The 17056-nt window shown below is 64.7% G+C and carries 14 protein-coding genes; 8 read left to right on the top strand and 6 right to left on the bottom strand.

Annotation, left to right across the window (positions count from 1 at the left end; translation table 11 throughout):
• Nucleotides 1–4: 4 nt before the first annotated feature.
• A complete protein-coding gene (locus ASD14_RS16225; protein WP_056131827.1) occupies nt 5–1210 on the bottom strand; it encodes a glycosyltransferase in 1206 nt (401 codons plus the stop codon).
• Nucleotides 1203–1790: a class I SAM-dependent methyltransferase gene (locus ASD14_RS08860; protein WP_162247689.1), complete on the bottom strand. Its 588-nt coding sequence runs from the start codon at nt 1788–1790 to the stop codon at nt 1203–1205. Before ASD14_RS08860 ends, ASD14_RS16225 begins: the two co-directional genes overlap by 8 nt.
• A 226-nt stretch (nt 1791–2016) precedes the next feature.
• Between ASD14_RS08860 and ASD14_RS08855 the strand changes: the two genes are divergently transcribed.
• The 8 genes from ASD14_RS08855 to ASD14_RS08820 all read left to right on the top strand — a co-directional run bounded on the left by ASD14_RS08855 (nt 2017) and on the right by ASD14_RS08820 (nt 11211).
• Nucleotides 2017–3129, top strand: coding sequence for a polysaccharide deacetylase family protein (locus tag ASD14_RS08855; protein ID WP_235565346.1), 1113 nt, complete (start codon nt 2017–2019; stop codon nt 3127–3129).
• Nucleotides 3130–3136: 7 nt separating this feature from the next.
• The gene (locus tag ASD14_RS08850; RefSeq protein WP_056131820.1) at nt 3137–4438 is read left to right on the top strand and encodes an O-antigen ligase family protein; all 1302 of its coding nucleotides are present in this window, start codon (nt 3137–3139) and stop codon (nt 4436–4438) included.
• The gene (locus ASD14_RS08845; protein WP_056131816.1) at nt 4435–5997 is read left to right on the top strand and encodes an oligosaccharide flippase family protein; all 1563 of its coding nucleotides are present in this window, start codon (nt 4435–4437) and stop codon (nt 5995–5997) included. The genes ASD14_RS08850 and ASD14_RS08845 overlap by 4 nt, the downstream gene beginning before the upstream one ends.
• Nucleotides 5994–7334 (top strand): phenylacetate--CoA ligase family protein, encoded by a 1341-nt coding sequence (locus ASD14_RS08840; protein WP_235565345.1) that lies wholly within the window; start codon nt 5994–5996, stop codon nt 7332–7334. Before ASD14_RS08845 ends, ASD14_RS08840 begins: the two co-directional genes overlap by 4 nt.
• Complete coding sequence (locus tag ASD14_RS08835; RefSeq protein WP_056131814.1) at nt 7331–8461, top strand: glycosyltransferase; 1131 nt, start codon at nt 7331–7333, stop codon at nt 8459–8461. The genes ASD14_RS08840 and ASD14_RS08835 overlap by 4 nt, the downstream gene beginning before the upstream one ends.
• Before the next feature lie 156 nt (nt 8462–8617).
• Nucleotides 8618–9235 carry a polysaccharide deacetylase family protein gene (locus tag ASD14_RS08830; RefSeq protein ID WP_235565344.1) on the top strand — a complete coding sequence of 206 codons (618 nt, stop codon included), beginning with the start codon at nt 8618–8620 and terminating at the stop codon, nt 9233–9235.
• Nucleotides 9236–9262: 27 nt separating this feature from the next.
• Nucleotides 9263–10486 carry a hypothetical protein gene (locus tag ASD14_RS08825; protein WP_056131810.1) on the top strand — a complete coding sequence of 408 codons (1224 nt, stop codon included), beginning with the start codon at nt 9263–9265 and terminating at the stop codon, nt 10484–10486.
• The gene (locus ASD14_RS08820; RefSeq protein ID WP_056131807.1) at nt 10474–11211 is read left to right on the top strand and encodes a glycosyltransferase family 2 protein; all 738 of its coding nucleotides are present in this window, start codon (nt 10474–10476) and stop codon (nt 11209–11211) included. The genes ASD14_RS08825 and ASD14_RS08820 overlap by 13 nt, the downstream gene beginning before the upstream one ends.
• A 14-nt stretch (nt 11212–11225) precedes the next feature.
• Here the strand turns inward: ASD14_RS08820 and ASD14_RS08815 are convergent, their stop codons facing one another.
• Genes ASD14_RS08815 through ASD14_RS08800 form a run of 4 tightly spaced genes read right to left on the bottom strand, consistent with a single transcriptional unit; the run spans nt 11226 to nt 17044 of the window.
• A complete protein-coding gene (locus ASD14_RS08815) occupies nt 11226–13238 on the bottom strand; it encodes a heparinase II/III family protein (RefSeq protein WP_157475189.1) in 2013 nt (670 codons plus the stop codon).
• Nucleotides 13138–15006: a hypothetical protein gene (locus tag ASD14_RS08810; protein ID WP_157475187.1), complete on the bottom strand. Its 1869-nt coding sequence runs from the start codon at nt 15004–15006 to the stop codon at nt 13138–13140. Before ASD14_RS08810 ends, ASD14_RS08815 begins: the two co-directional genes overlap by 101 nt.
• Nucleotides 15006–16301, bottom strand: a complete 1296-nt coding sequence (locus tag ASD14_RS08805; protein ID WP_157475185.1) for a hypothetical protein — start codon at nt 16299–16301, stop codon at nt 15006–15008. Before ASD14_RS08805 ends, ASD14_RS08810 begins: the two co-directional genes overlap by 1 nt.
• 20 nt (nt 16302–16321) lie before the next feature.
• Nucleotides 16322–17044 carry a CpsD/CapB family tyrosine-protein kinase gene (locus tag ASD14_RS08800; RefSeq protein WP_056131796.1) on the bottom strand — a complete coding sequence of 241 codons (723 nt, stop codon included), beginning with the start codon at nt 17042–17044 and terminating at the stop codon, nt 16322–16324.
• Nucleotides 17045–17056 lie beyond the last annotated feature (12 nt).

Raw genomic sequence — 17056 nt, 5'->3', positions numbered from 1 at the left:
GCGCTCATGCAGCCTGTCCTGCAATCGCCACGTCCGTCACTTGCGCCAGCCTGTCGGCAACCACGTCGAGGACGGCCTCGACACGACGATCCCAGGTCTGGTCGGCGACAGCCGTCATTCGCCGCGATGCAGCGCCTGGAGGCTCGCCGGCCAGACAACGATCCAGTCCTGCCAGGAACTCCTGGCGGCTTCTGGCAATGGTGATGTATTCGGCGAACTTCTGTATCTCGGGATTGCTGACGCTCACGATGGGCTTTCCGGTGGCGAGGTATTCGCGCAGCTTGAGGGGATTGGCGTTGGCGACTTGACGGTTGAGCCGATACGGAATCATTGCGGCATCGAAGCACCGCGCCCAGTCGGGCAATGTCGCGTAGGGCTGCGGACCGGCAAGATGCACGTTGGGCAGGGCACGCAGCATGCTCACGTCGGTTGCGGCATGGCCGACCAGGAGGAAGGTCCACTGCGGCCGCTGCGCGGCAAGCCAGGCGATCAGTTCGATATCGATCCATTCGTGGATGGAGCCAAAGAAACCCACGATCGGATGAGGCAGCGTGGCTGCGCCGCCAGGCACCGGTGCGTCCGGATCCTGCGCGCGCGCGAAGTGCGCGGCGTCGACACCGTGCGGCGAGTAATGAGTGTGCGGATTGAGTGCAAGCTTGGCGTCCACCAGCCCCGGTGGTGCGACGAAAACCAGGTCGGCGACGCGACTCAGAACGTGGTCATGCCGGGTGATCGCATCGACATCGACCCCAGGATGCGCGGCATAGTCGTCGATGCAGTAATACACGCAGAGTTCTTCGCCCAGATGCTGCGCCATTGCGCTGGGGTGTGGCACCACGAACCACGAAATGCAGCGCTGGATCCCGCTCAGGCGCATCGCACGACGTACGGCCCATCGTGAGAACGCCCGGTTGAGCAGTTCGATGCCCGGGATCCGGCGGAAAGGCAGTTGTGGGACGGTGCAGCGCCAGAGGTGGCCGCCCACATGCTCGGGCGCCCGCAGGGCGGCGGCGAGTTTCCGCAGCGCCTTGCGGACGTCGCGCCCCGAAGCGCCGGGCGAGCGCATGCCGGGGGAGTCGACGTAGAGCGTGCGCATTGACCTTGCCAGGCGGAGCGCCACGTGATGGCTGCTCGTGCGGTTCTCGGCCTGCCAGTCATTGCCGAAGTACACGACGCCGACGTCGCGCAGCACAGCAGCCACGTCAGTCATCGCGCCACCAGCCCACCAGCCATGCCGTGCCGCCATGGTGGAACCAGTCCTTGCGGATGCCGCGGACGCTGTCCACGTGTGCTCCGACGCGGCGTGCGGCCGGCGCGAAGAACGTGACCAGACCGCAACGGCCCAGATGGCGCATGCGCTCCAGTGTCGCGGCCGGGTCGCCCAGGTAATAGAGCACTTCACATGCCGTGACCAGATCGAAACGGCGCGCCTGACCGCCCCAGGGTTGGCCGAAGATGTCGGTGGCCGCGAACTGGGCGGCCGGCACGCGGCGGCGCGCGCGCTCTATCGCCTGCGGGCTGACATCGATGCCGTGCTGCTGATCGCTGAGCCGGGCGAGGAACCCCGTCTGGTGGCCTTCGCCACAGCCGAGTTCGAGTACGGAGCCGACGCGGCCGAATTCGCGTTCGATCAGGCCGTTCGTGGCTTCGAAGCGGGCCCGCTCGAGTTCCGATTCCATGTTCCATGGATCCTGTACGGAATAGGCCAGGTCCAGCCGCGCATGGTTGTCGTTGCCTCCGACACCGCGCAGGGCGTACTTCATCCACAGGCGCCGTTGCGCCTTGGTCATCAGATTGCCGAATGATTGGAGCACGAGCTTCCCTGAGGCCGCAGTCCCGCGGCGCATGCACGCGGGTTGTGTCCCGGATCAACGAAATCCACGGCGCGATCCGGCCGCGTCCTGTGGGAGCGGCGTTTTCCGTTAATCAAGATCGACCGGAGGAGCGTTTTGCTTTATCGAGCCCCGGATCGGGGGCCGGTGCGTCCGGGACAGGGGCTTATCGAACGGACACGCAATGCACGACGACAGATCGGCGGACATGACCATTCCGGGAGGACGCCGGCAAAGGCTGGCGCGTGTAGTCCAACGCATGGGGTTGCTGCAGCCGCTTGCCGCCGCGCTGTCCGTGTTCGGCAGCGGGCAGCTGCGCATCCTTGCCTATCATCGCGTGCTGACCGAACCGGTTGAAGATTTCAGCTTCGACCTCGAACTGGTCAGCGCGTGGGCGGAATGTTTCCGCGAGCAGATGATCCACCTGCGCAAGCACTTCCATCCCATGCGCTTCGATGAGGTGCTGGCGATCCTGCAGGCGAGGCGCCGTCTTCCCGCCAACGCGGTGCTGGTCACTTTCGACGATGGTTATGAAGACAACCACCGCGTGGCTTTTCCCATTCTTCGCGACCTCGACCTGTCGGCCATGTTCTTCGTCGCCACTGGCCACATCGACAGTGGAAGGCCTTATCTCTACGACTGGCTGGTGCACGGGCTGTGCGTGACGAAGGCCGGCCGCGTCGAAATACCCGAGCTCGAACTCGATGTCCCGTTGCCGGCTTCACTTGACGGACGCAGGGCGGTTGCAGCCGGCGTACTCGACCGGGTCAAGGCGCTGCGGGAAAGCACGCAGTCGATCCTGGTGCGGCGCATCGTCGCTCAGCTGGGCGTCCCGGTGCCGGATCGTGATGGCGGATGTCGGCCCATGAGCTGGCAGAACCTGCGCGAGATGCGGGACGGCGGCATGGAGATCGGCTCGCACGGCGTGCATCACCGGATGCTGGCCAAGCTGCCTGCGTCGCTGATGAAAGCGGAGCTCGTCGAGTCGCGGCGCAGGATGGAGGTGGAACTCGGCGCCCCCGCGCGCGTGCTGTCGTATCCGGTCGGCGGTCACGATGCCTTCGACCCGGAGGTAATTGCGGCTGCGCGCGCGGCCGGCTACGAGATGGCGTGCACATACATTGCCGGCACCAGCCGTCCCGGCCCGCATTCGCAATTCGCCTTGCGGCGCCTTCCGGTCGAGCGCTGCATGGACCAGGCCTGGTTCGAAGCGGTTCTTGCATGGCCAGGCTTGTTCATTCACCGCTCCAGGCGACGCGACGCCAGCTGGATCGGCTCGCAGCCGGCGGCAACGTGAGGCAGTGATGTTCGTCTTCACCATCCTCTACCTGCTGCTGGTGCTCATCCGGCCCCAGGATTATCCGGAGCTCCAGCCCGAAGACATGCTGCCGTGGCAGCAGCTGGCGCTGCTGGGAGCGGGCCTGTTCTGGCTCGCCTCGTCGCGAAAGAACCTGTCGACGCCACAGCACATGTTGCTGCTGGGCTTCGTGCCCATCCTGATGCTTTCGAGCATCGCCAATGGCTGGATGGGCGGCGCGCTCGTGCAGCTGGAGAAGTTCGGCCCCGTCGTGCTTGCCTTCTGCGTGCTGTCGGCTGCGCTCACCAGCCCGCAACGGGTCAGGCTCGTCATGGCGACGTTCGCCATATGCGCGGCAGTGCTGTCGCTGCACGGCATCGAGCAGGCCGAGCTCGGCAAGGGCTGGACCGGGGTGGAACTGTCGCAGGGCACACGCATCCAGTACGTGGGCATCTTCAACGATCCCAACGACCTGGGAATGCTGTTCGTCATGTGCGTGCCAATGGCCGTCTACATGGCTTACTCGGGCCGGTCGGGGCTGTCGCGCAGGATTTTCTGGTTCACGGCCGCCGGCGTGCTGGTGTACGGCATTTACCTCACCGATTCGCGTGGCACGCTGCTCGCACTGCTTGCAGCCTTGGGTGGATACGTCTGGCTGCGCCGCGGCATCGTGCCGGCGACGGTGCTCGGTGTCGTGGCACTCGCTGGACTGATGATGCTGCCATCGCGCATGCAGGAGCTGGACGCTTCCGAAGCATCCGCCGCCGGGCGCGTGGACGCCTGGTATGAAGGCCTCCACATGTTCTCGGCAAACCCGATCTTCGGAATCGGTCCGGACAACTTCGCAGACAACAACGCGAACCTGACGGCGCACAACTCCTTCGTGCTGGTGCTGGCGGAAACGGGGATCATCGGTTTCACCATCTGGCTGGCCTTCGTCGGCTATTGCTTCCGGATGATGTATGTCGTTGTCCGGCAACGCGCGCGCGTGCCGGGGGCGCTGCCCGAGGCGCAGCCGGACCCGGCCGTGGAACGGCAGTGGCATGACGACAGGGCGGCGACGACGGCGTTGCTGCTGTCCCTCATCGCCTTCTTCGTGGCGGCTTTTTTCCTGAGCCGCAGTTACGTGATCATTCTCTACCTGCTCGCGGCACTCGTGGTCGGCCATTACCAGGAACTTCGCAAGCGTTGGCCGTCATTGCCGGTATTCCGCCTCGGTCGCGACCTGTGGTTGTGGCCCACGATCGCAGTCGTTGCCGTGGTGTGCCTGTATGTCATGGTCAAGGTGCTGCTGGTGACGTCGGCATGAATGATCGCGCCCGCACCCTGCGCAACACATTCTTCTCTTCGGTGGGCGTGTACACCGAGTACGCGCTGGGCATGCTCACCTCGATCCTCATTGCCAGGCACCTTGGCCCGGACGGGTTCGGTGCCTATGGCGCGGTGATCTGGCTGGTGGGGTTCGGCATCGCGATGACGAACTCGGGGACGGCAAGTGCCGCGATCAAGTTCGTGGCCGAACTGCGCGGTGCTGGCCGTGACACGGACGTGCCATCGCTGCTTGCCTACCTTCGGCGTGCGCAACGCCGTTTCCTCGGATTCGTGCTGCTGGCCGGCGTGGCGTCACTGCATTTTGGCCGCGCGCATTTCGCCCCTGAACTCGACCACTGGCGGCTCATCGCCTTTCTGGTGATCGCAGTTCCCCTGCGTGCCGGCTACATGTTCAACATCGGCGTAGCGAAGGGCTACGAGGACTTCAAGGCGACTGCCACGGTCGCGCTGGTCGCCGCGCCTGCGAACCTGCTGCTGGTGCTGGCAGCGACGTTCTGGCTCGATGGTTCGGAAGAGGTATTGCTTGGCGTCTTCGCCGTGACGAGCGCGATCCTGTACTGCATTTCGCGGCGCCAGCTGGCTACGCTGGTGCCGTCGTCCCCGGTGCCGGCCCATGCATTGACCGGGACGCTGATGGCACGCGTGCGCAGGCACATGCTCTATAGCGCGATGACGGTGACGGTCGGATTCTTCGCGGCGAGCGAGGTCGAGGTGATGTTCCTCAACCTCAATGGTCAACCTGATGCAGCCGGCGTGTTCAAGGTTGCCTACCAGCTCGCGACCGGTGCCGCGCAACTCGTTCCGGGTGTGTTCGCGGCACTCATGCTGCCGATGATGGCGAACGCCTTGAGTCAGGGTCGGGAAGTTGCGGGAAGGCGTTTCGCATCGGCGACGGCGTACCTGCTGATGCTGGCAGCGCCGCTGGTAGCGTTTGGCGTGGTCTTTTCTTCCGACGTGATCGCGACGTTGTACGGTGCGCGTTACACCGATGCAGGCTGGCCCTTTGCGGTATGCCTGGTCGCGTTCTCGCTCGCGGTAGCGACCCAAGGGGCATCCAGTCTCCTCATCAGTGCCGATCGCCAACGGACCGTGCTGATCGTCGTGGCAGCGTGCGCTGCGCTGAAACTCGTTCTGGGCGCGACCCTCGTGTCGCGACTGGGCCTGCAGGGAGCGGTGGCCACGTACGCGACCGTTACGGTCGTCGACGCGGCTGCCCTGATGTGGATGGCGATCCGCAGCGGCGGCGCGTCGCCGGAATGGAGCCGTCTGGCGCGCATCGTCCTGGCCGCGACGCTTGCAGGCGCGATTGCATGGCCGCTTGCCGGACGCCTGGAGCCCTGGGCCGCCGTGCTGGCGGGTGGCGTCACCGTCCTCGCGATCTATCTTCCGCTCTCGCTGTTGTTGTGCTGTTGGAGCAGCGGAGACATCGAACACATGCAGCACCTGCACGCCCGCCTCGGAGCGATACGCTCGCGCCCGGGCGAGCGGGTGCTGGCGTGGGCACTGACGCGAACGGAACGGAGGTCCCAGCCGTGAGCCTGTACGAGCCGTTGTTCCGCACCATCCTGTTTCCCGCCTATGAGGGTGGGTTGCGCCGGCGGGGCACGCTCGGTTACCTGCGCGAATACGAGCGCGCGCAATGGTTTTCCTCCGAGCGTGTCGCGGAACTGCAGTGGTCCAAGCTGCTGGGACTGATCCGGCATTGCTGGGAAGAGGTGCCGTACTACCGCGACTCCTGGAAGAAGCTGGGCATAGGCGATCCGCGCGACATCGTTACGCCCGAAGACTATGCACGCCTCCCGGTACTGACCAAGCGCGATATACGGGAGAACTTCGACCGCCTGATCGCCCCCTCCTTCCGCGATCAGCTCCTGTTCAAGACGACAGGTGGTTCCACCGGCGAACCGCTGCGATTTGGCTACACGCGCGAGAGTTACGAACGGCGCGTTGCCGTGATGTTCCGTGGCTACGAATGGGCCGGTGCCCGCATGGGGCAGCGCACGCTGTATCTGTGGGGCGCCGCGCTGACGCAGCCCATGCTGCCAAGGTGGAAAGACCGCCTGTATCACACCGCCTTCAACCGTTGCTTCCTCAACGCGTTCGCGATGAGTGATGCGCGCATGGAAGAGTACGTGCGTGCATTCAATGCGTTTCGCCCGGAGGTAGTCGTCTCCTACGTTGCGCCGCTGATGAAGCTCCTCCAATGGGCACGCGAGAATGGACGCCCGCTCCATGTGCCGCAGCGGGTACTGACGGCGGCCGAAGCACTTCACGAGCCGCAGCGCAAATTCATCGAGCAGACCCTCGGTTGTCCGGCATACAACACTTATGGCTGCCGTGAATTCATGCTGGTTGCCGCTGAGTGCTCCCATCGCGAAGGTTTGCACGTCTGTGCCGATCACCTCAGGGTCGAACTCGGATCGCCGCAAGGGCCCGGGCCGCAGGACGTGATCGTTACCGACCTGCACAACTACGGCATGCCGTTGCTGCGTTACGCCAATGGCGACCTGGCAAGGCCAGGGCACGGCGCCTGCAGTTGCGGGCGCGGACTTCCCCTGCTGGCCAGCGTCGAAGGGCGCAAGCTCGACGCGTTGCGCAGTGCGGACGGGCACTTCGTCCCTGGCGAGTTCATCGTCTACATCTTCCTCAACGCGAAGGGCATCGAGCGTTACCAGGTCACCCAGCGCAGCCCGGACAAGTTCGATGTCGCCCTGGTGCCCGGCAGGGACTTCGATGAATCCGTGCTGGACATGCTGCGACGCGAACTCGCCAAGGCGGTGGGTGACAGCGTGCAGATGGATTTTCGCCTCGTCGAGGACATTCCACTTACGCCGACGGGAAAGTTGCGAGTCACCGTTTCGGAGCTTGCATGAAGATCACGCACGTGGTGGAAAACCTCGAACGCGGCGGCCTGGAGCGCGTGGTGGTGGATCTCGCTGGCATGCAGCACCAGGCGGGCCACGACTGCAAAGTGGTCTGCCTGTTCGGCGCGGGTGCCCTGGCGCCGGAACTGCGAAGGCAGGGCATTCCCGTACATGCCTGCGGGAAAAGCGGTGGCCTGGATGTGCGCGCATTGCTCCGCTTGAGGTCGCTGCTGCGCACACGCAGGGAAGGTGTGATCCATACGCACAATGCGACGGCTCATTACCACGCTGCGCTCGCGCTGCTCGGACTGGCACCGTGCCGACTGCTCAATACGCGGCATGGCATGGGCGCCGACGACCGGAATAGCCGGCGGGAGCGTCTGTATCGCCTGTCCATGCCGCTGACACACGGCGTGGCGGCGGTGTGCGACGCGGCCCGGGCGCGTTTCCAGGCCCATGGGCTGCATCCGCCCGGCGGCCTCGAGATCGTTCGCAACGGCATTCATGTGGAGCGTTTCAGGCCTTCCTCGGCGGTACTGCGCCGCCATCTCGTTGACGAACTTGGATTCGCACCGGGCACGCGCCTGATCGGAACGGTGGGCCGCCTCAACGTGGTCAAGGATCAGGCCAACCTGGTCCACGCGCTGGCACGTTTGCCTGCGGACGTGGCACTGGTGCTGGTCGGCGATGGTCCCCTGCGCGACGAGCTCGAACGGTGTGCGCGGGAAGCCGGTGTGGCTGCCCGCGTCCGTTTCCTGGGTGATCGGGGGGATGTGCACCGCCTGCTGCCGGGCCTTGATCTGTTCGCCCTTCCTTCGCGAAGCGAGGGCTACTCCATTGCCTTGCTCGAAGCCGCGGCATCGGCTCTGCCCATCGTTGCGACCGACGTGGGTGGAAACGCGGAGATCGTCCGTCATGGCGCAATGGGCGAACTCGTACCCGCGGACGATACGGAAGCACTGGCAGGTGCCTTGTCCCGTGTGCTGGCCGACGAGGCGTCCGCTGAAAGGATGCGCGCCGCCGCACGTGATTGGGCATTGCGCGAGGCCTCCCTGCAATCCATGGCTCGCCGCTACATGGCCTTCTACGAAAGCACGCCGGCCCGCGGCGGCCAGCTCGACGTCCTGTGCGGATGAGTTTCCGCGTTCAAAGAATCGGGTCATGAATGGATTGACGTTCAGGTGCACGAGAGCCGCGGAGAGGCGCAAGGTCGGACCGTCATTGCGACCGAGGCTCTCCGCCGTCATCCGATGCACGGGATGGACCCCGCCATGAATCCCCGATCCCGGAAAATGAAGTTGCTCGCCATGCTGCCGCGGCGCTGGGTGCTGACGAATGCAGGCCGGCGTTCGCGCGCCTTGTACCTCACCTTCGATGATGGCCCGCATCCGGCGCACACGCCGCTGCTGCTCGATCTTCTCGCCGAGTACGGCGCGAAGGCGTCGTTCTTCGTGGTCGGCAGTCGCGTCGAGGACTATCCGGTGCTCGCTCAGCGCATCGTCGACGAAGGACACCTGCTGGGCAATCATTCCTACAGCCACCCGCAATTCGCCCACCTGCGGCTGCCAGAACAGGTGGCGGAGGCCCAGCGCACCGACGAAGTGCTCGCCTCATTCGATGGACACAGGCGCCATCTGTTCCGGCCTCCGCGCGGCCATGTGTCGGCACGCATGCTCTGGTACTTCGCGCGGCACCGGATTCCGCTCGCCTTGTGGTCGTACGACAGCCTCGATTACGCGCGTCCGGACGTTGATGCAATCGTCGCGATGGCGCACCGCCATCCCTCGCGGGCGGGTGACCTGATCCTGATGCACGATGACGATTCGTTGTCGCTGGCGTGGCTTCGGGCCATGTTGCCCGTGTGGAAGGCCAGGGGTTTCTCCTTCGAGGCGCTGCCTTTCAATGCATGACCTACTCGCCATCGCGGATCAAAGGCCATGAGTTCCGTTTCATTGGCATTCTTCGCCGTCGTCTGCGCACTCCTCCTTGCCACCATTGGCGCTTACGTATTGCTGCGCAGCCGCAACGCACATCTGTGGTTTGGCGCCTGGCTGCGCCGGCGCGTACCGGCGCCCGGCGCGGGACCCGTGCACGTGCTGTTCTGTTTTGTCGATCACTTCGAGCCCATGTGGCATGGAGGCGATCTGCCCGCCCAGCGCCGTCGCGTGGACCGTTGGTGCGAGGACTACCGCAACCTTGCTTCACGGCACCTCGATGCCGACGGCCGCCCTCCGCAGCACACGTTTTTCTATCCGGAAGAGGAATACGCGCGCGAACACCTGGACAAGCTGGCGGTCCTGTGCCGCGACGGCTTCGGCGAAATCGAGGTGCACCTGCACCACGACAACGACACGGAGGCGAACTTCCGCGAAACGATGAGCCGATTCTGCAGGACGCTCCATGAGCAGCACGGAGCACTTGCGCGCGATCCGCGTACCGGACAGCCACGCTTTGGCTTCATTCATGGCAACTGGTGCCTGGACAACTCGCGCCCGGACGGTCGCTGGTGCGGCATCAACAACGAACTCGTCCTGCTGCGCGAACTGGGCTGCTATGCCGACTTCACGTTGCCGTCGGCTCCCAGCGACACGCAGACGCGCCGGATCAACTCGATCTACTACGCCAGCGATGATCCGCATCGTCCCAAGTCGCACGATGACGGCGTACCTGTGCGGGTGGGAGGGCAGGCGACAGGCGACCTGATGATCGTGCAAGGAGCATTGGGTCCGGACTGGCGCAACCGCAAGTGGGGCCTGGTGCCGCGCATCGAAAATTCCGACATCCGGCGCAGCTGTCCGCCATCGCCCAGCCGTGTGGATGCATGGGTACGCAGCGCGGTGCATGTGGAGGGCCGGCGCAACTGGGTCTTCGTCAAGATCCACACGCATGGCACGCAGGACGAGGACATGGACACACTGCTGGGGCCTGCGATGGATGCCATGCACGACCATCTCGAGCAGCACTACAACGATGGCGAGCGGCATGTCCTGCACTACGTCACCGCACGCGAGGCCTACAACATCGCGAAGGCCGCCGAGGCAGGGCACGACGGCAATCCGGCGCTGTATCGCGATTTCGACTTGCCACCGCCGGCGTCGTCCTGGGCGGGCGGGCGTACCTCGTCAGCACAGTCCGCGGAACCGGTCCCATGCGACGCGTAAGCGTTGTCATGCCGGTCTACAACGCCGCGTCGACACTTCGGCGTTCGGTGGAGTCCGTGCTTGCACAGACTCACCGCGATCTCGAACTCGTCGCAGTCGACGACGGGTCAAGCGACGCTTCGGCAGAAATGCTTGCCGTGTTCGCCAGGGCCGACCCGCGGGTGAAGGTGATCCGCCAGGACAACGCGGGGGTGGCGGCCGCGCGCAATGCCGGGATCAAGGCGGCTACCGGCACGCACCTCGCATTCCTCGACAGCGATGACTGGTGGCACGCGAGCAAGCTGGAGCTTCAACTCGAGTATCTCAGGACAACCGGTGCGCGTATCGCGTACGCGTGCTACCAGCGCGTGGACGAGACCGGCGCGCTGCTATCGACCGTTCGCCCGCCTGCGCAGGTCGACCACCCGGCCATGTTGCGCAGCAATCGCATCGGCAACCTGACCGGTCTTTACGACCGCGTTCTGGGCGACGCGGAGTTCCAGCGCATCGGGCACGAGGATTACGCGTTCTGGCTCGAGATGGTGCGTCGGGCGGGCCATGCCGTGTGCGTGGGCAGCGAACCGCTGGCCTGGTACTGCGTGCGCGCGACTTCGCTATCGTCGGATAAGGCGAAGGCCGCGCGCTGGCAGTGGAACATCTACCGCAACATCGAACGCCTGTCCGTTCCGCTGGCCGCCTGGTATTTCCTGCATTACGCGGGAAACGCGCTCACCAAACGGCGCTGATCGGGATCGGCTCGTCACGGTTCGCTGTATTGCACCGTGTACCCGGTCGTGCCGCCGCGCACTTCGATCCGGTAGTGACCACCGCCCATGGAGACTGCACTGAGCGTCGCGCCGGCTGGAGAGAGTACGCGCATGCGCATGCGCGCCGTTGTCGCGGTCAGGCCGCTGATCGTGGGAAGCGTGGGCACATGCGTCTGATGGATGGCTGTCGTGCCGGTGGTGAGCTGGAAGGTGTCGGTGACGGTGAGTGCCCGGTTCGAGAAATCGAGCCTGCGCCGCCATGACGTTATCGGCGAGCCACTGCCATAGGCCGGCGTGAGGTTGGCATCCGCGACGAACGCGCCCGCCGTCCCGCGCGTGACGACCATAGAGGATGTCGTGCCCTCACGTTGCGGGACCACCGAGCCGCTGCGTTCGAAGCGGACCAGGTTGTGCATCGTGGTGTCCTGCTCGATGCCACTGCTGCTCCAGATATTGGACGTGACCGCCATCCAGTCGCGGGAGAAGAGCGTGAAAGCCCCCTGATCCTGGTGGGCGTGGCTCTCTACATAGGGGCCCGCTGTAAAGGCGACCCACATCGCCTCGCGATCCCAACCGGTACGCGAGAAAAGATGTCCGGTGCCCGTCGCGGAATAAGTCAGGTTGGCGGGGGGCGTGCCACCTGTGCCCGCGGGCAGCAGGTCGTGCCTGAAGTTGAAGCCGCTGGTCATCTGCCTCACGGAAATGTTGTTGAGCCACCAGGAAGCAATGGCTCGCGCTTCGGGCTTATTCGTGACCGCGCGCGCTTCCAGCATCAGTCGCCGATGGTAGTCGTAGAGTTCGGGTATCGAATTGCGGGACTGATCGCCGAAGGGCGCGAAGCGATCGAGCGTCGGGACGGTTGCGTGTGTCCAGTAAGAGATGGTGTCGGTCAGGTGCGAGTTCGCATTGCCATAGTCGACCCCTGTGGCATCGCGCCAGATGCGGTAGAGCGTGAACAGGCGCATCTGCGCCGTTCCGTAACCGGTGCCTTCGCGGCTGCCGCCACCGGGGAGGTGCGCGTAATAGTCGGCGAGCGGTGGCCACTTCTGGGAGTTGAGGAAGTTGATCCAGGTGGGATGGCGCCCGTTGGTGAGCGCCCAATATGCCGTCGCCGTCAGGAAGCTGTAGTGGTAGTTGTTCCCGGGGTTGTCGACCGACCAGCCGGTCCACGGCGCCGCCCTGTTTCCCCAGCGCGCGTTCGCGTAGTTCCACACATTCCATATGGTCTGCTCGGCGTAGGCGGACCAGCGTTGTTGCTGCTGGAGCGGAATGCGCGATGCGCAGCTGTCCAGGGTTTGCGCCAGGTCGGAGATCATCGGACCGACTTCCAGATAGGAGTCACCGGCCACTTCCGGATTCCGGCCTGCCGCAATCGCGGCCTCCGCTGCCGACACCTGTTGCTCCACCAGGCGTACCGCCAGATCGCAATACGGTCCTGATCCCGTGAGCTGGTACATCATCGCCGCGTCGGTGGCTTCGAAGCCATAACCGATGCTGCCGGCCAGCGCGCTGTCCACCCAGGACTTGAACCGCGTGTACGCAGTGGAATTGCGATCCACATAAATCAGGTCCAGGTCGATGCGGGCGAGCATCGGCTGCGAAAGGCGTTGCGCAGTCGGTCCGGCGACGACCGTCCGACGTGCCTTCCGGACGGGACGCCGGACCTCGGGTTCCCCCCACAATGAAACCATCCGTTGGGCCAAGGGCATCTCCCGCCAGAATCCGAATCGGCGCGGATCGCGAAGGATGGCGGCGCTGGCAAGCGCAGCAAGCAGGAGCAGCACGCCTCCGAACACGAAGGCAAGCCGGAACCGAACGGGGCGGGCTGGAGCAGTCATGGCGATTTCCTGGGCGCCGGCATGGGCGCCGCCAGTCGGGGGACAGGCCTGGGGACCGAGGGTGGACCTATTTCTCGGAGAGTTCCACTTCGTAGCGGGTGTCGCCGCCCGAAAGATCGATCCGCCAGCCCTTGCCGAACTCATCGGGCTCGGCACGGTGGAATTCATGGAACGTGATCACGGGTTGAGCCGGATGCAGCACCCGCATGCGCAGCCTGCCCGCGACGACCTCGCCGCCTTCCATGCGCGGTTCCTCCGGTACGTTGAGCTGGAAGATCGCCCGAGTGCCGGTACCCAGCCGGAAGGTATCGGCCACCTTGAGGCGGCGTCCGAAAAACTCCAGCCGGCGCTCCCACGCGTCGACCGCGGGATTGCCCTTGTAGGCGGGCGTCAGGTCTGCCTGCGCCACGAAACTGCCATCCGAGCCCGGCGTCACGACCATTCGCGACTGCGTTGGTTCGCACTGGTGGACGATCGCATCCTCGCGCGGCGCCTGGCACTGCAGTGCACTGCGGTCGCTGCGTTCAAAGCGCACCACGTTGTGTACCTGCGTGCCCTGGTTGATGCCGCTATGGCTCCAGATGTTGTTGGTCACGGCCAGCCAGTCACGCGCGAAAAGGGTGAAGGCGCCCTGATCCTGGTGCGCATGGCTTTCGTCGTAAGGACCTGCGACGAACGCTACCCACATCGCATCCTCGTCCCAGCCGGTGCGCGCGAACAGATGCCCGGTGCCGGACGAGTAATGGTGCAGCTGGGCAGGGGGCTCGCCGCCATCGCCTGCCGGCAGCAGGTCGTAGGCACTGTTGAAGCCACCCGTCATCCGGGGAACGGAGATGTGATTGAGCCACCATGACGCGGTGCCGCGAGCGCGGGCGTCGGTGGTCAGCTGACGCGCCTCGAGCACGAGACGGCGGTGGTAGTCGTACAACTCCGGAACGGAATTGCGCGACTGGTCGCCGATGGGCGCGAAGCGGTCACGGGTCGGAACCGTCGCATGCACCCAATAATCGATCGAGTCGCGGACATGCGTGTTCGCATTGGCGAGATCGACCCCAGTGGCATCCTTCCACAAGCGGTAGAGCGGGAACAAGCGCATGTATGCAGCGCCATAACCGGTGCCTTCTCGGCTGCCGCCACCCTGGAGCCGCGAGAAGTAGGCCTCCAAAGGCGGCAGCTTCTCGGTGCGCAGGAACTCCAGCCATTCGCGCTTGCCGCTGGCGAGTCCCCAGTACATCGTCGCTTCGAGGAAGCTGTAGTAGTAATTGTTGCCGGGATTGTCGGTGGCCCATCCTGTCCATGGATGCGGGCGTCCACCCCATGAAGCTCGCATGTGATGCCACACGTTCCACACGGCCTGTTCCGCATAGGCACTCCAGCGCTGGCGCTGTTCGGCGGTGATGTCCGGCGCGCAGGAATCCATCGTCAGGGAGAGAGCGGAGATATACGGTCCCACTTCGAGATACGAATCTCCCGAGACGGGGGGGCGCCCGCCAGCGGCAATGGCGGCCTCTGCTTCGCGGACCTGCTCTTCGACCATGCGTACCGCGAGATCGCAGTACTTCTTCGCTCCATCGAGCCGGTGCATGAGTGCCGCATCGCTTGCTGAAAATGCATAACCGGGACGGCCGGCGGCGGCGCTATCCACCCATTCGCGGAAACGCGCGTACGCGTCGGAACGCTTGTCGACGAACGAGAGGTCGATGGGGATGCCCGGATGAGAAGGCATCGCGGATGCATGCACGGGCGCGGCACGTGCTTCCTCGGCGGGGGGCTCAACGGTTGCCGTGGCGGGCGCTGGATTATCCGGTGCACGGCACGACGCGGAAAGCGAAACCACATACAACAGGATCATCACGCCCCAGTGGTGCCGTGAGTGACCGACGCGAGGCAGGGTCGTGTGTGAGCGGGCGTCGCCGGCACGTGTATTCGTCTTCATCAGCGCGTGTACCTGATCACCAGGAAAAGGCTGTTCTGCTCCGCATCGGGGCCGGGCATCGTTTCGCGCTCGATACGCGACAACTCGACGCGGGCCGACCAATGCGGAGTGAAATCGCGATTGAGGTTCACGCCATAGCGGTGGAACCTGTCTTCCCGCTCGAGTTGCGAGTAGCGCACGAAGTCGGCGCCCGCGAATGCGCCGGCCACCAGGCGGGGGGTGAGCATCCACAGCAACGTAGCTCGCGCGCCTCGACCGGTCTGGTCGAACTCGTCGGATTCGACGTAATCCAGCCGGTGGGCGTAAGACTCCATGGCCACGGAAAACCGCGTCGAGGTGTACGTGTAGTCGAGCGTCGCCCGGCGCTCCTTGAAGGGCGATGCATTGATGACGGTGTCGCCCGTGAGGATGCTGCCAGGGGCGGCGACTCCGTCATCGAGCTGTTCCATCGCTTCGGTGGCCGCATCGGAGAATTGCTGCGCCAGGCCAATGCTGAAGCGGTGGGTCTCCGTGGGGTTCCAGGTGATCTCGCCTCGCAGGAGCGGTTCGGAACGGTTGCCCGTTCCGCGGCTGTAGTCGATGGCGGAATATCCGGCATCCAACGCCAGGTCAAAGCGCCTCAGGTGCCGCTCGTAACGGGCGAACAGGTCCGCGCGCCGGTAGTTGCGACCAGTCTCTTCATCGTCGAAGTCGACGGTCTGGCCGCGGAGGTTGAACGCCAGACTGCTCGCGGCGTCGATCCGCCGGATGGTCCGCATCGCCAAGTCGATACGGCTCGAGTTGAATTCGTCCGTAACTTCGGCTTCGGTATCCACGTAGCGCAACTCGACCTCGCCATCCATCGCTTCGCCGACGCGAAAGGAAAGGTTGGGCCCGGCGGAAAACACGTTCACCTGCTGCCGGTTGTCCGGGCTGTCGGCCTCCAGCGTGTCGATGGCTTCCAGTCCCAGCGTGTCTTCGACGGTGAACGTCAGTCGATGGGGAATCGCGTGCCAATCCACACGCCCTGACACTTCGCCGTCCACGCCATTGTCATAAGTACCGTCCACGTAGTGGCGGTACTCGACGCGTCCCGCGACATTGGCGTACACCTTCTCGCTGTCTTCGGTCAGCGAAAAACCCACGCCAGGCCGATAGATGGTGTCCTCCCGCGGGTCGTCGGGGCTGAAGTTCAGGTTGTCGTTTCGCCCGACGCCCAGGTCGAGCGTGTACTCCAGGCGCGCGGCCACCGCATCGTGTCCTGCGAACGCCATCGCCGCGGCCAATGCGGCCAGCGAAGCTCTCTTGTGTTTCATCCGGGCGCTCCCCGTTGCGCTCACGGGCGCTTGTTCAGCACGACGCCCGCCATCCGGGACGGATCGAAGCTGGCGACGGCTCTTTCGATGGCATCCATGGTCACGCGCCCGTAACCGGCGACGAGAACGACCAGGTCGGCGAGATCGGCGAGCATGCGAGCGTCAGGTGACTCAAGCACCGCTGGCGCGTCGAGAATCAGATAACGATCGTGGTAGCGCTCCTGCATCGACCGGACCATTGCGTGCATGCGCTGCGACGCGAATATCTCACCGGTCACTTCACGGCGCTCGCCACTGGGAATCAGCCGCAATCTCGGAATGCCGGTGCGGTAAAGCACCTGGGGAATGTCGACGCTGTCGTCGCGCAGGTAATCGACCAGCCCACCCAGAGTGGCTTCGATACCGAATGCCTGTTCCTGTGAGGGTTTGCGAGCGTCGCAGTCGACAAGAAGCGCGGATTTCGCATCGTCGAAAGCGAATGCCGCGGCGAGATTTCGCGCGACAAAACTGCCGCCGCACCCCTCGCTTACAGGGGCCACCAGGGTGATGAAGTTTTTCCCGCCGCCCAGGCCAAGCAGGCATGTCCGCAGTTCACGGAACGCATTGGCCTGTTCACGCACGGATTCGTTGGGATGGATGATCCGCCGCTCTTCCAGTTTCGCGGGCGGCAGCGGATTGGGCTCGCTCACTCGCGCAAGCGCGCGCGCGGACTCGCGAAGTAGGGCGGTGGCCTGTGCGTTCATATCCAGTCCCGG

This window comes from Lysobacter sp. Root494, assembly GCF_001427225.1.
Classification (GTDB): Bacteria; Pseudomonadota; Gammaproteobacteria; order Xanthomonadales; family Xanthomonadaceae; genus Agrilutibacter.
Note: the sequence above shows the minus strand (reverse complement) of the source record. Positions and strands in the feature narration are given on the sequence as shown.